Below are 13,886 nucleotides of genomic sequence, written 5' to 3'. Positions count from 1 at the left end.
AATTTAAAGCCACAGATGTGCGGGTGTAAACCTGTTTATCTCTGGCTTTTTTATTTTGGTTCATTGGTCATTGGCTCATTTGAACTCATAATTACTTGTTTAAACTGGTTGATCGGTTAATTCGCCCAATTCCCTAAAAAAACCGACCGTCATTTCACTTAAATTGTCTGGTCATTCAAATTTATATCACAAATTAGCCCCAAAATAACGCTCACTTTAAAGTCAGACGATAAGCTACTCCCTCTTCGGACTCTCAAGCCCAACTTTTTCAAAATCCCTGTAACCTTTTCAAAAAACGGTCGTCTTACTGATAACAAATTACGGAAACCCTTCGTTTCCCGGACTAAACTTTAAATAAGCAGGTAATAAAACTGAAAGCGCATGCAAATGCGGTATAGGGATTTTTTTGCCCATTTTTTAAAGAATAAATACACCAAACATGAAAACATTATACAAAATAGCATTTGTCCTTACGCTTCTTTTTACTATTAAAACAGGTTTTGCGCAAACCAATCCTAAACCGAACATCAGCGGGATAATTTTAGATGAAACTAAAAAACCTGCAGATTACGTTACCGTCGTACTCTTTAAAGCATCCGATTCCAGTGTGGTTAAAACAGCATTTACCGACCCAAGCGGAACATTTAATTTCACTATTTCAGGCAAGGGGAGTTATTACTATAAAGCCAGCAACATGGGGTACAAAACCCTTAAAAGTAAAACCATTGTTTTAACAGAAGATCATCAAAAAGTAGATTTTGGAACGGCACAGCTTATTGCAAGCACTCAGAACCTAAAAGATATAAATGTTGCAGTTACCAAGCCATTAATTGAAAGAAAAATGGATAAGATTGTGATGAACGTTTCTAACAGTTCGATTATGACTGGTTCTACTGCGCTTGAAGTTTTACAAAAAGCACCCGGCGTAACCGTTGATCAAAACGATAAGATCTCGATGATGGGCAAGCAGGGTGTATTAATTCAACTGGATGGCAAGCAAACCTACATGAGCAGTGCCGATGTAGCCAACCTGCTACGGAATATGCAGAGTTCAGACATTGAGAGCATTGAATTGATTACCAATCCATCTTCCAAATATGATGCCTCAGGTAATTCAGGAATCATCAATATCAAAACCAAAAAGAATAAAAACGGCGGCACAAACGGTAGCATAAACGGATCATTAGGTTATGGCAAAAACCTAAGGGCAAATACGGGTTTAAACCTAAACTACCGCGCACAGAAAGTTAATCTTTTTGGCAATTATAGTTATGGCAAATTTGAGCGCGATAACCTGATTGCTATCGACCGCATTTCAAATGGCGCAACCGATACTTATTTTATGCAGGTAGGTGAGAGCAACAGAAAACAATATAATAATAACCTGAAGGCCGGACTGGATTATTTCATTGACAAGAAAAACACCATTGGGATATTGGTTAACGGTTATTTTAACCACGGCAATGAAACTTCAACTAATAACACCTTAATCGGTCCGTCTTTTCAAAAGATAGATTCGACTTTGATAACCAATTCATTGCAGACGAACAAATACAATAATGTTTCTTATAATCTAAATTACAAATCTGTTTTAGATACCGCCGGCTCAGAAATATCTGCAGATTTAGATTATTCGAGATACAAAGGGAACGATGGTTCTAACTATGAAAATGATTACCGTTTTCAAAATGGAGACAGAATCCGCCCGATAATTTATACCCGGAACAACACCCCTTCCATTATTGATATCAAGGCATTTAAAATCGATTATAATGTTTCGCTAACCAAAACGGTCAAACTTGAAGCCGGACTCAAAAGCAGTTGGGTGAAGACGGATAATGATCTTCAGGCAGAAGCGTATGTCAATAATACCTGGGAGAATGATACCAGAAGGAGCAATCAATTTGTATACGACGAAAATGTAAATGCAGCTTATACCAATGTAAATAAACAGTTTAAAAATACCAGCGTGCAAATTGGATTGAGGGTTGAGCAAACCCATTCGAAAGGAAACCTGATCACAAAAAATACGGTTGTAGAGCGAAATTACTGGGATTTTTTCCCTACTTTATTCGTGCAGCAAAAGCTTTCAAAAAACAATCAATTAGGGTTTTCTTACAGCAGAAGGATAGACCGCCCGAGTTACGATGCTTTAAATCCATTTATTTATTATTTGGATGAGTTTACCTATAGCAAAGGAAATCCTTTTTTAAATCCACAGTACACACACAATTTTGAGCTGAGTTATACCCTGTTGCAAAAATATATGCTCTCAATAGGTTATAGCAGAATTAATGATGTAATTGCTGAAGTGATTTTGCCTGACGCAGCAAGCCAATCGCTATACCAAACCAATGCAAATATTGCCACCAATATCAGTTACAATGCTAATCTAAATGTACCACTTCAACTTACAAAATGGTGGCAGACCAATAACAACCTAAATGTTTTTTACCTCAGTTTTGAAGCGCCAGATCTGGCCGGGAGTGCTTTAAAAACCGGGAAAACATCTTTTCAGTTTAAATCTCAGCAAACCTTTACCATTATGGACGGATTTACGGCGGAGATAAACGGCAGCTACGAATCGCCACTGGACTATGGAACACTAAGTTTAAAAGCCCGTTATTACATTGATGCAGGCTTAAGTAAATCAATGTTCAACAAAAAAGCAAGTTTGAAGCTGGCTTTGTCGGATGTATTCAATATGTCTGAAAGTAATTTAACAAGTGCTTATCCTGGTTTAACCTACTCATTACACCAAAAAAATGAAACACGAATCGGCCGGATCAGCTTTACCTATCGTTTTGGCAAAAATGAGATTAAACCAGCACGTCGCCGCTCAACAGGCACTGAAGCAGAGCAGGGAAGGATGAAGAATTAGTATCCATAGCCACGTCATCTCGACTGAAGCGCAGCGTAACGGAGAGATCTGCTAAGATAGATTTAGCTTCGCTGAGCACTACGTGGTTCTCGGCTGCGTTGCACTACGCTCGAAATGATGATAATTTGAGAAGATTTAAAACTTATATTCCATTACATAATCATCCATAAAGTAACCCTCACCAATATCAAGCTTCACCGATTCTTTAACCGTAAAACCGCATTTTAAGTAAAAATCCTTTGCTTGATTATGCTTGTTCACATTTAATTGCAAAGCACTTCCCCCGGCATTTTTCACCTGGTTAAAAACCTCATTAATTAAGATTTTTCCGATGCCTTTACCATGCGCAGATGGAAGCACATAAAGTTTGTGCAGTTTGTAAATGCGTTCATCATGACCAATGATGGAATATCCGGCAAAGCCAAACTGATTTTCGCCTTCCTCTGCAATCAGGAAAATATAGCCTTCCATCAATTGTTTCAGCAGTTCCCCTTTGCTATACATTTTATCCAACATATAATCAATCTGGGTTTGCCCTATAATTTCGAGATAGGTTGAGGGCCAGGTTGCAGCTGCAATATCCCTGATCACTTCTATATCTTCTTCTTTTGCTCTTCTAAGGGTGATCATATAGGTTCGCTGATAAAAATCGGTTGTCCTGAAAAAGTAAACTCTACAAAACCATCTTTAACTACAATAAAAATTTCATCTTCATTCTGTGCGAGGTTCGTTACTTCGAGGTATCGGTTGCCATGGATCAGGAATTCACTTCCGGCAGGCTTCCAAACGGAAAATCCCGATTTTATAGGATAATGTTTTGCCCTTTCGGTAAATACCACCAGGTTAATTTTATCTTCAAATCCGGCAAATTTCTCCAGGTCGAATTTTCTTGTAATCACATTTACCGCAGGGTATTTCTCTTCGTACAGATAATTAACAGCTACCATTAAAGCGTCAGCAGGCCCCTGAACAACTTTTGTATCTTCCTGCGCCTCCTGTCCGGTCCCGTTTACCAGCACATCTACCTTTAAACCTAAAGAGAAAATCTTGTCGTAATTTTCTCCGTTAACCAAAAGTGTAGGGCTCCATTCGAGCAACTGTCCTAAAAGTTCTTCGTTAAAATTGCCAAGCTCATCAATGTACAAAGCCGGTTCCTGTTTTTCTTTTACAATATGGTGTGAAGACATAATGCGAATATAGAAATTTCGCTTAAAGTAAGGTACAGGAAGAATCAGCCAGGCGTAAAATGATTAACGATTGTAAGGGTATTCACCTGGGTGTTATTCTTTCAAAACCTATTCTGATACTATTTTTCTTTGCTAGACAGAAATACATCCATCTACCTCTTACGGGAAGAAACACTTTCATTTACCAATGTGTAAAAATCCTGATAGGCTTCAATAAAGTCATCTGCATAATTAATGGCCCCGGAAACAGCTATGCCATAAATACCAGTCTGCATTAAAGCTTCTACATTGTATGTTTTAATCCCACCCACAGCCAATACCGGAATGCTGATGGCCTGAACCTTCAATTCTTTTACTACATGCTGATAGCCCTCAATACCTAAAAGCGCATAATTGTTGGGTTTGGTTTCAGTTTCTACAAACGGACCATAACCAGCATAATCGGCCCCTTCTTTGGCAAGCCTGATTAAATTGTCTACTGTATTCGCCGATCCTCCTAGTGTAATATCATGGCCAACCAGTTTGCGCAGTTTGATAAAATCGGCATCCATATCTTCTATATGAAAACCCTGGATATCGGCCTTTCCATTTAAATGAACATGATCCGTAACGATTAAAGTGGTACCCCAGTCATCACAGATTTCTGCAATAGCATTAATATCCTGCAGGAGTTCTTCATCCGTTTTACTCAGGCAACGGTACTGGATCCATTTTGCACCAGCCTCGCAGGCCTGTTGTACCTGTTCAATGTGGCTTAAATGCGGGATATCGTGTGTGATGTAATGGAGCTTTTCGATATATTTCATGCTGGATCAGGATGGTTAAAATTAAAGGATTTTAAGATCAGGAAGGCAAGATAAACAAAATCGCCATTGAGCGTTTATCTTGCAATGGCGATTTTAATGATTTTCAGCTTTTTGCTTAGTCTTTCTTAAAACTTAACGTTTAAGCTTAACAAAAAGTTGTTGCCCGCTTGTGGGTAAAAAAAGTTTTCAGTTATTCTGCTGCCACCCAATTGGTAGCCGTAAGTATAACCGTTGCTCGCGTATTTTTCGTCTAAAATGTTATTGACTAACAAACCCAGGTTAATATTTTTAACGCCGGCAAATTTAAAATCGTAACCTAAACGTGCATTGCTTACCCAGTAACCATTAATGGTTCTATCGTTGTTCTGCGTGTTATCCAGATATTGTTTGCTCACATATTTACTTTGTAAGGCTACCACAAAACCGTTAACTGGTTTATAAACCAGCTCTCCGAAAAGAACCGCTCCTGGAGAATAAGAGATATCAGTTAATTCATAGTTTTTGATTACTTGTCCACCATTATCGTAATCATCGTAATACTCGGTAAAGTTTTTGATTTTGTTGCGGCTAAAAGCAGCGTTGGCATTTACAATAAACTGTTTGCTAATGGTATAAGAACCATCAAGCTCTATCCCTAAACGGTAACTCTTGTCCACATTCTGACGGAAGTTTCCGCCGACATCGTTTATTTTTCCTGTTACCACCAATTGGTTTTTATAGAACATTCCATAGGCATTGGCACCTATATTAAATTTGTCATTTTTAAAACGGTATCCCAATTCTACATCATTCAAACGCTCCGGTTTAGGGGTAATGCCAACTGTTGCATCCGCATAATCATCGCGGTTTGGTTCTTTATTCGCCACACTGAACGAAGCATATACATTGCTCTGTGGATTGATAAAATAGGTTGCCCCAAATTTTGGATTAAAGAAATTTAAGGTTTGGTTAATGGCCAACGTATTTAACTTATTTTCTGTTCCGGCAATATCATAATATACACGGCGGTATTGCAGATCGGCAAATAAACTCAAATCTTCAATAGGGCTATAATTTACTTTGCCGTAAACATTAAAATCGGTTTTAAAACCATCATTATCATAATAATGCCTGTCAATATTGCCGTTTGAAGCATATTGAGCCCAGATTACCTGCCCAAAGTGCGCGCCTTTATATTCGTTGTATGCACCACCCAAAGTAAAGTTTAAATTCTTTTGGGGTACATAGTTAAAGGCATAAGTAACACCGTAAAAATCGTTATCCAACCAACGGCGGCGGATTAAATCTGTTTTGGCAATAGGTGTACCACCAGCAACAGCAACGGGGTTCAAGCCATAATGTTTCAGACTATCCTGCACCCTGTATTCCTCATAATAACCCTCACCTTTAGTATAATGTAAAGCGCCATTGAAAGACAACTGATCAGAAATCTGCCTGGCATAAATGAGCTGATAGTGGTTCTGTGTATAATTATCCGTCTGGTTATTATATAGGAAACTATTATACCTCCTGCCCGAGTTTAGCAGGTTTGCCGCATCTTCAGCACTCAGTCCATTTCTATCAATATAAGCTTGCATTCCAGGTAAATCATTTTCCAAACGCGATTGCGGGATTCCGTTCCACGACTGGTAGGTTTTCTCATTTCCAGAGAAAACATTTACACGCAATAAGTCTTTATCTCCATGATAAGCACCAGATAAAAAGTACGATTTTAATAAAGAAGATCCACGATCTACATAACCATCAGAGCTGATTCTTGATAAACGTCCATCAAAGCTAAATCGGTTGTTAATCAAACCTGTTCCTACTTTTACAGTATTTTTCCAGGTGTTGAAACTGCCGTAAGTATTGTTTAGTTCTGCATAGGGTTCAGTTTCAGTGGAGGTAGTCTGTATATTTAAACTGGCACCAAATGCACCCGCACCATTAGTTGAGGTACCTACGCCCCGCTGGATCTGCACATTGTCAACTGACGAGGCAAAATCAGGCATGTTCACATAAAATGTTCCCTGGCTTTCGCTATCATTCATGGGAATGCCGTTAACCGTTACGTTAATCCTGCTGTTATCGCTCCCACGTATTCTGATACCTGTATAACCTACACCAGCACCAGCATCAGAAGTAACCACTACACCCGGTGTATTCTGTAAAATAAAGGGCAAATCCTGCCCGAAATTATTCTGCTGGATTTCTTCCCTACTAATATTCTTGTAAGTAGTTGCCGATTTATCTGTGGCACGGGTTGCACGTACAACGACTTCATCAGCCAGGAAATTTTGTGGCGCCAGGCTAAAATCAGCGGTAGTATTTTGGTTAATGTCAATAGTCTTTTCAACTGTTTTATAACCTACGTAACTGACAACAATGGTATATTTTCCGCCTGATAGGTTGGTAATACTATAGGTCCCGGTGGCATTGCTTATTACCGCTGTTTTCTGATTCCGCAATTTAACTGTGGCACCTGGCAGCGGCTGCTGATTCTGATCTGTTACTTTACCCGTAACCGAAATTTGTGCCGATACAAAGAAAGGCAACATTGCAACAAGTGCTGCAAAAAGTAAATTTTTCAATGTTTTTGTTTTTAGTTAAACCCATCGGAAAAAGGGGCTTCCCCGATTTCACTTAAACTTCCATAACTCCAATCCCTACGCCGGCATTACCCGGATCAGGTGCATTTGAGGTTGATGGCCGGAAGGTTTTAAGGCTGATGGGGTTTACCCTCTACCTTTTTACCTTCTACCTTTTGCCTCAAAATGGGTATGATCTCAGCCTGTTTTTGTGTTTATCTAAACAAGGCACCCCTAATGATGGCACAAATGTAGAAAATATTTAACAACAAGCATGTTTTTTGATGCTTGCTAAACAGATAAATCAAAAAACGGATTAGATAAAGTTGAATTTACCTGTTTTAGTTTCAGAAAACTACAGGTTCTGCGCGTTTGGCATTTTCAGTCCCGCTTTACGATCCAAGTCCAGCGCTGCAGGCTTTCCACTTCAATTCGGGGTTAGGTGGCTAGGATGGTACAGCTATTATTTCTGGTATTTTATGCGGCAAATCAACAAGCTCCTGTCCTTAAACCCGACAGGAGTGGCAGCCCCGAATTTTTAATGAGGGCTAAAGCGAATGGCGGGACTGCCGGCGGCCAAAAGCCACTGACAATCATTTCCAAAAAAAGATAAACCTCCTACCTGCCCAAAAAATCATCAATGGCTTTAACCGCATTTGATACCCTTTCATTACCCAAACCGCTAATTACTTTATAATTTGCATCCAAGGCCCGGAGTTCTTTATGCCAAACCTCCATAAAATATTCACGTTTCTCCGGAAAATCGCGAAGCGGATCATCCTGCCATGGCAAATCAATATCCATTAACAAATACAAATCGTAAGGCTTTTTCGGTAAAGCATCCAATACAACCTGGGGCGTTTCACCAAGTACTTCATCGCTCCATATCTTTACCGTAATAAAAGTGGTATCGCAAATAATGAAATCACTTTCCGTGGTAACCAAAATTGCATCCTCTAACGCTACCTGCCCGTAATACATATTCACTTCGTCTTGAAGGGTATAATCGGCAACCAGATTTTCGCAGTAATAACGGGCATACTCCGGCACCCACGAAACTTTGTAGTATTTGGCCAGTAACTGAGATATCGTAGATTTCCCTGTACTTTCCGGACCAACAACAGCGATTTTTTTAATGTTTTTATTCACGATACATTTTCTGAATATAGTCAAATGTAAAAGAAAAAGCCTTAAAAGAAAAAATCCGGTTGAGGAGGGCTCCTCTAACCGGATAATAAACCAAACAAACTATTTATGAAGAAATCCTCATGGCGGGTAACTAATCCGCGGAGGAGGCTTTAGATCATTGTCTAAAGTATATACAAAACGCATATACGTTTCAGTTATTACAACATTATTGCCAATAATCCGATCATCACAACTTCGTGACTTAATTCTGACCAACAGCACTATATTGACAAACGTATTATCACATTATTTAAGAACTTATCACAAATATACATATTTATATTTTACATTTATGTATAATTTATAGTACAAGTGAGAAAATAGTGTTCAGTATTTAAAACTATTTGTACTAAATACTGTTATTTATTTAAGACATTACGCAACTAAAACGTTATACCATGAAAAAATTGTGTGTTGCATTATCGCTGCTCATTATATCGGCATTGGGTTCTATCGCTTTTACCAACAATAAAACGGGTGGCATAATCGGAAAAATTACACCAGTTGATGCTGCGTCAACCGTATCACTTGTAGCAGCGAAAGACACGCTAAGTACACAGATCAATCAGGGTGTTTTTACTTTTACAAACCTTAAAGAAGGTGTTTATACTGTGGTAATCAAGGCTAATGCACCGTATAAAGATACAACAGTAGAAAGGGTTGCCGTTAAAGATAGTGCCACTACCGATTTAGGCGAAATTAAATTACAGCAGTAGCTTATTTTACAAAAGAAAAAACCTTAAAAGAGTGCTAAAATAGTACTCTTTTTTATTTTAAAAAAAACGGCTCAAATCACATCCAAAGATGTATCTTTGCATCCCGACAGAACAGTTGGGATTTTCTTCTTGCAAGCATAAGACCTTTTGCTTCTTCACCTTCGGGTTCAAACACTTTAGAATTTTAATTATTTTAAGCTTTATCATGCCTAAAGACACTTCCATACGCTCAGTACTGATTATCGGATCTGGACCAATTATTATTGGCCAAGCCTGTGAGTTTGATTACTCAGGTTCGCAAGCGGCACTTTCTTTAAAAGAAGAAGGAATTACCGTTTCTATTATCAACTCCAATCCGGCTACGATTATGACGGATAAGGTTATTGGCGACCATGTTTACCTGCGCCCGCTGACTGTTGATTCAATAGAAGTTATTTTACAGGAGCATATTGCCTCTGAAGATTTACCTAGAATTGATGCGGTACTTCCTACAATGGGCGGTCAGACAGCGTTAAACCTTTGTAAAGAAGCTGAAGAACGTGGTGTTTGGGAAAAATACGGGGTTAAGGTTGTAGGGGTTGATGTAGATGCAATTGAGAAAACTGAAAACCGTGAGGCTTTCCGCCAGTTAATGGTTGATATCGGTGTGGGTGTTGCCCAATCTAAAATAGCCAACTCATTTTTAGAAGGTAAAGAAGCCGCTCAGGAAATCGGATTTCCGCTGGTAATCCGCCCTTCGTATACTTTGGGTGGCTCCGGTGGTGGTTTCGTACACAGAAAAGAAGAATTTGATGCAGCTTTAAAACGCGGCCTGGAAGCTTCGCCAACACACGAAGTACTGGTAGAGAAAGCGGTTTTAGGATGGAAAGAATACGAGTTAGAGTTACTAAGAGATAGCAATGATAACGTAATTATCATCTGTTCGATTGAAAACTTCGATCCGATGGGTATCCATACAGGAGATTCAATTACAGTTGCTCCTGCAATGACCCTGTCTGACCGTTGTTACCAGGATATGCGTAACCAGGCAATCAAAATGATGCGTGCCATTGGTAATTTCGCCGGCGGCTGTAACGTTCAGTTTTCGGTTAACCCGGCAAACGATGAAATTATCGCCATCGAAATCAACCCACGTGTATCGCGATCATCAGCATTGGCGAGCAAGGCAACTGGTTACCCAATTGCAAAAATTGCAGCTAAACTGGCTATCGGTTATAACCTTGATGAAATTGAAAACCAGATTACCAAAACCACTTCAGCATATTTCGAACCTACTTTAGATTACGTAATTGTTAAAGTACCGCGTTGGAACTTCGATAAATTCAAAGGCGCCAACAAAGAGCTTGGCTTGCAAATGAAATCGGTAGGTGAGGTAATGGCCATTGGCCGTACATTTATCGAAGCATTACAAAAAGCTTGTCAGAGTTTAGAAATCAACCGTGCGGGTTTAGGTGCAGACGGCAGACAGGTACGTAATATTGAAGAGATTATGGACGGTTTGGAGCACGCTTCATGGAACCGTTTATTCCTGATAAAAGATGCCATGGCCATGGGTGTACCGCTGGAATCTATCCGTAAGGTAACCAAAATTGATAAATGGTTTTTAAACCAGATTCAGGAATTGGTATTGCTTGAAAATGAATTAAAAAGATACTCGCTGAATAATATCCCTCAGGATTTCTTTGTAACGCTTAAACAAAAAGGTTTCTCTGACGTTCAGATTGCCTGGTTGTTAGGCAATGTTACGGAGGATGAGGTTTACGAGCGCCGTAAAGCTTTAGGCATAAAAAGGGTATACAAGATGGTTGATACCTGTGCTGCTGAGTTTCCGGCCAAAACGCCATACTATTACTCCACTTTTGAGGAAGAGAATGAATCAAAACCTTCTGACAGGAAAAAAATAATTGTTTTGGGTTCAGGCCCTAACCGTATCGGTCAGGGTATTGAGTTCGATTACTCATGTGTACATGGTTTATTGGCGGCAAAAGAATCGGGTTTCGAAGCTGTTATGGTTAACTGTAACCCTGAAACGGTTTCAACTGACTTTAACATGGCCGATAAATTGTACTTCGAACCTGTTTTCTGGGAACACGTTCGCGAAATTATCGACTTAGAAAAACCTGAAGGCGTAATTGTTCAGCTAGGTGGTCAAACTGCCTTGAAAATGGCTGAAAAACTGACCCAAAACGGCATCAAGATTATTGGAACTTCTTTCGAGAATATGGACATTGCTGAAGACCGCGGCCGTTTCTCTGACCTGTTAAAAGAATTGGATATTCCTTATCCAAAATATGGTGTTGCAGAAAATGCTGAAGAGGCCATCGTTGTAGCAAACGAGGTAGGCTATCCGGTATTGGTACGCCCGAGCTATGTATTGGGCGGACAAGGCATGAGTATTGTAATCAATGATGAAGACCTTGAAAAAGCTGTTGTAAAGCTGTTAGGCGATTTACCCGGCAACCGTGTATTAATCGATCACTTTTTAGATAGGGCAGAGGAGGCAGAATCTGATTCGATCTCTGACGGTGAAGATGTGCATATTGTGGGTATGATGGAGCACATTGAGCCTGCTGGTATACACTCAGGAGATTCATTTGCGGTATTGCCAACATTCAGCTTATCAGAAAAGGTAACTCAAGCCATGGAAGAATACTCCGTTAAAATTGCAAAAGCGTTAGATGTACGTGGTTTGTTAAACATTCAGTTTGCCATTAAAGATGAGAAAGTTTATGTAATCGAAGCAAATCCTAGGGCATCACGTACGGTTCCTTTCATCGCAAAAGCTTATGATGTTCCATACATCAACATTGCGGCTAAAATAATGCTCGGCGTTGCCAAACTGAAAGATTTTACCATTGTGCGTAAACTTAAAGGTTATGCCATTAAAGAACCGGTTTTCTCTTACGAGAAATTCCCTGAGGTAACGAAAGAATTAGGTCCTGAAATGAAATCTACTGGTGAGGCCATCCGCTTTATCAAAGATTTGGAAGACCCTTACTTCCGCAAGCTTTACAAAGACAAATCGATGTATTTGAGTAAGTAAACCTTCACCAGATTCTAAATAAAAATGGCCAGCGATGATTTCACTGGCCATTTTTGTTTCGTCATCTCGACTGAAGCGCAGCGAAATGACGATCTGGATTCAACCTCGGTTATTGCTTCAACTTCGGAATCCTTGTTGGCGTATCTGCACTGTTTACAATACTGGTTGCACTCTTGGCAATGGCTTTAATGGTAGAAAGGATGTTGTCTACATCTAAAGAACTATATTCGTCTTTCACACTGTGGTATAATTTATCAATATCAATTTTATCCGTACTAATGGTGTGTGCCGGAACACCTAGAGCCGCTAAAGTAGCGTTATCACTTCTATAGAATAAGTTCTGCTCAGGATAGGGATCAGGATGGAAAGTAAACTCAGTTCCTGCCAAGTTTTTCTGCAAAATCTTTCCAAAATCAGATCTTTCATAACCCGTAATAAAGGCCGTATTTTTACCAAATTTCGAATCTTTGCCGATCATCTCGATATTAAACATGGCTACCACATCATCAGGATTCAGTTTTGCAGAGAAATATCTGGCACCATAACCGCCAATTTCTTCAGCAGTAAAAGCAACAAAGATTAAGGTACGCTCGTTATTTTTTTGTGCTTTATAATATTTCGCTAAAGCAATCATTGCTGTTGTGCCAGAAGCATCATCATCGGCACCGTTGGCTATACTATCGCCATCTACCGCTTTTAAGAAACCAAGGTGATCGTAATGACCAGAGAAGATGACCATTTCTTTCGCTTTCGATTTACCAGGAATTACCCCGGCCACATTAAACAAAGGCATTTTATCTACCTTACTTTTAATTGTTACCGAAAAATCTGTTGCGGCATCTTTACCCAAAACGAAAACCTGCACAGGGCCCTTGGTTGCTTTTACGTCTTTTTCATCAATAGTAGATGGTTTGCTGAAATGATCTTTATAACGGTTAAAAAGGTCAGCAAACTTATTGTCGACTAAAACGATCTGGCTTTTATCACTATTTAGCATGGCCCTGAACTGCGCTACAAAAGGCTTTTCGGGATCTAACTTAACAACAGTAGCGTTGGATTTTTCAAGCGTAACACTTTCTGTGGCAACACCTGTAACCATTATGTTTGCAGGTGCAATTTCCTGTCCGTCAATTTTAACGCTTGTACTTAATGAGCTAACCTGATACTTATAAAAAGTTTGCCGGAAAGTTTTCTCACCAGCCAGGGGCTGCAAACCAATCTTTTTGAATTCAGATTCAATAAAAGTAGCCGCTTTATCAATACCTGGCGTAAAAGTTGCACGCCCCTGCATGTCATCAGCGCTTAAGGTTTTAATCAGGTGATCGGTGTATTCGCGGGTGATGATTTTATCAATGTTTTGCGCTTTAAGCTGCAAACTTGTCATCCCTACAAGGGTAAAAAAGAGTATTTTCTTCATATTATATTTATAGCGGGGTGAATTTATGGTTTTTGACTGATAGTTGATTGGTTAATGGTTTAATAGTCTATGGTTGATGGT

9 protein-coding genes are annotated in these 13,886 nt (G+C 39.4%); 3 read left to right on the top strand and 6 right to left on the bottom strand.

From position 1 onward, the window contains the following. Positions 1 to 439 precede the first annotated feature (439 nt). A complete protein-coding gene (locus ACIQXP_RS10310; protein WP_387505439.1) occupies positions 440 to 2,881 on the top strand; it encodes an outer membrane beta-barrel protein in 2,442 nt (813 codons plus the stop codon). Between the two features lie 135 nt (positions 2,882 to 3,016). Here the strand turns inward: ACIQXP_RS10310 and ACIQXP_RS10305 are convergent, their stop codons facing one another. The 5 genes from ACIQXP_RS10305 to ACIQXP_RS10285 all read right to left on the bottom strand — a co-directional run bounded on the left by ACIQXP_RS10305 (position 3,017) and on the right by ACIQXP_RS10285 (position 8,590). Then, complete coding sequence (locus ACIQXP_RS10305; protein ID WP_293745132.1) at positions 3,017 to 3,511, bottom strand: GNAT family N-acetyltransferase; 495 nt, start codon at positions 3,509 to 3,511, stop codon at positions 3,017 to 3,019. After that, on the bottom strand, positions 3,508 to 4,068 hold the full coding sequence (locus ACIQXP_RS10300; protein ID WP_387505440.1) for a thiamine pyrophosphokinase: 561 nt from the start codon (positions 4,066 to 4,068) through the stop codon (positions 3,508 to 3,510). Before ACIQXP_RS10300 ends, ACIQXP_RS10305 begins: the two co-directional genes overlap by 4 nt. Positions 4,069 to 4,220: 152 nt before the next feature. Further along, complete coding sequence (locus ACIQXP_RS10295) at positions 4,221 to 4,874, bottom strand: thiamine phosphate synthase (protein WP_387505441.1); 654 nt, start codon at positions 4,872 to 4,874, stop codon at positions 4,221 to 4,223. Positions 4,875 to 4,999: 125 nt separating this feature from the next. After that, a complete protein-coding gene (locus ACIQXP_RS10290; RefSeq protein ID WP_387505442.1) occupies positions 5,000 to 7,444 on the bottom strand; it encodes a TonB-dependent receptor in 2,445 nt (814 codons plus the stop codon). A 615-nt stretch (positions 7,445 to 8,059) separates the two neighbouring features. Then, positions 8,060 to 8,590 carry an AAA family ATPase gene (locus ACIQXP_RS10285; protein ID WP_293745129.1) on the bottom strand — a complete coding sequence of 177 codons (531 nt, stop codon included), beginning with the start codon at positions 8,588 to 8,590 and terminating at the stop codon, positions 8,060 to 8,062. Between the two features lie 437 nt (positions 8,591 to 9,027). Here ACIQXP_RS10285 and ACIQXP_RS10280 point away from each other — a divergent pair, with 437 nt between their 5' ends. Next, positions 9,028 to 9,345, top strand: coding sequence for a carboxypeptidase regulatory-like domain-containing protein (locus tag ACIQXP_RS10280; protein ID WP_293745128.1), 318 nt, complete (start codon positions 9,028 to 9,030; stop codon positions 9,343 to 9,345). Between the two features lie 205 nt (positions 9,346 to 9,550). After that, positions 9,551 to 12,388 carry a carbamoyl-phosphate synthase large subunit gene (gene carB, locus ACIQXP_RS10275; protein ID WP_145858462.1) on the top strand — a complete coding sequence of 946 codons (2,838 nt, stop codon included), beginning with the start codon at positions 9,551 to 9,553 and terminating at the stop codon, positions 12,386 to 12,388. A 109-nt stretch (positions 12,389 to 12,497) separates the two neighbouring features. Here the strand turns inward: carB and ACIQXP_RS10270 are convergent, their stop codons facing one another. Continuing rightward, on the bottom strand, positions 12,498 to 13,805 hold the full coding sequence (locus tag ACIQXP_RS10270; protein WP_387505443.1) for a M20/M25/M40 family metallo-hydrolase: 1,308 nt from the start codon (positions 13,803 to 13,805) through the stop codon (positions 12,498 to 12,500). Between the last annotated feature and the right edge of the window lie 81 nt (positions 13,806 to 13,886).

The sequence above is a fragment of the Pedobacter suwonensis genome (genome assembly GCF_044762335.1).
GTDB lineage: Bacteria > Bacteroidota > Bacteroidia > Sphingobacteriales > Sphingobacteriaceae > Pedobacter.
This window is presented reverse-complemented; position numbering and strand designations above follow the sequence as displayed.

Bases quoted from the DNA above. Each gene is read 5' to 3' on its own strand.
- ACIQXP_RS10310 (WP_387505439.1), top strand. From the start codon at position 440: ATGAAAACATTATACAAAATAGCATTTGTCCTTACGCTTCTTTTTACT.
- ACIQXP_RS10305 (WP_293745132.1), bottom strand. From the start codon at position 3,511: ATGATCACCCTTAGAAGAGCAAAAGAAGAAGATATAGAAGTGATCAGG.
- ACIQXP_RS10300 (WP_387505440.1), bottom strand. From the start codon at position 4,068: ATGTCTTCACACCATATTGTAAAAGAAAAACAGGAACCGGCTTTGTAC.
- ACIQXP_RS10295 (WP_387505441.1), bottom strand. From the start codon at position 4,874: ATGAAATATATCGAAAAGCTCCATTACATCACACACGATATCCCGCAT.
- ACIQXP_RS10280 (WP_293745128.1), top strand. From the start codon at position 9,028: ATGAAAAAATTGTGTGTTGCATTATCGCTGCTCATTATATCGGCATTG.
- carB (WP_145858462.1), top strand. From the start codon at position 9,551: ATGCCTAAAGACACTTCCATACGCTCAGTACTGATTATCGGATCTGGA.
- ACIQXP_RS10270 (WP_387505443.1), bottom strand. From the start codon at position 13,805: ATGAAGAAAATACTCTTTTTTACCCTTGTAGGGATGACAAGTTTGCAG.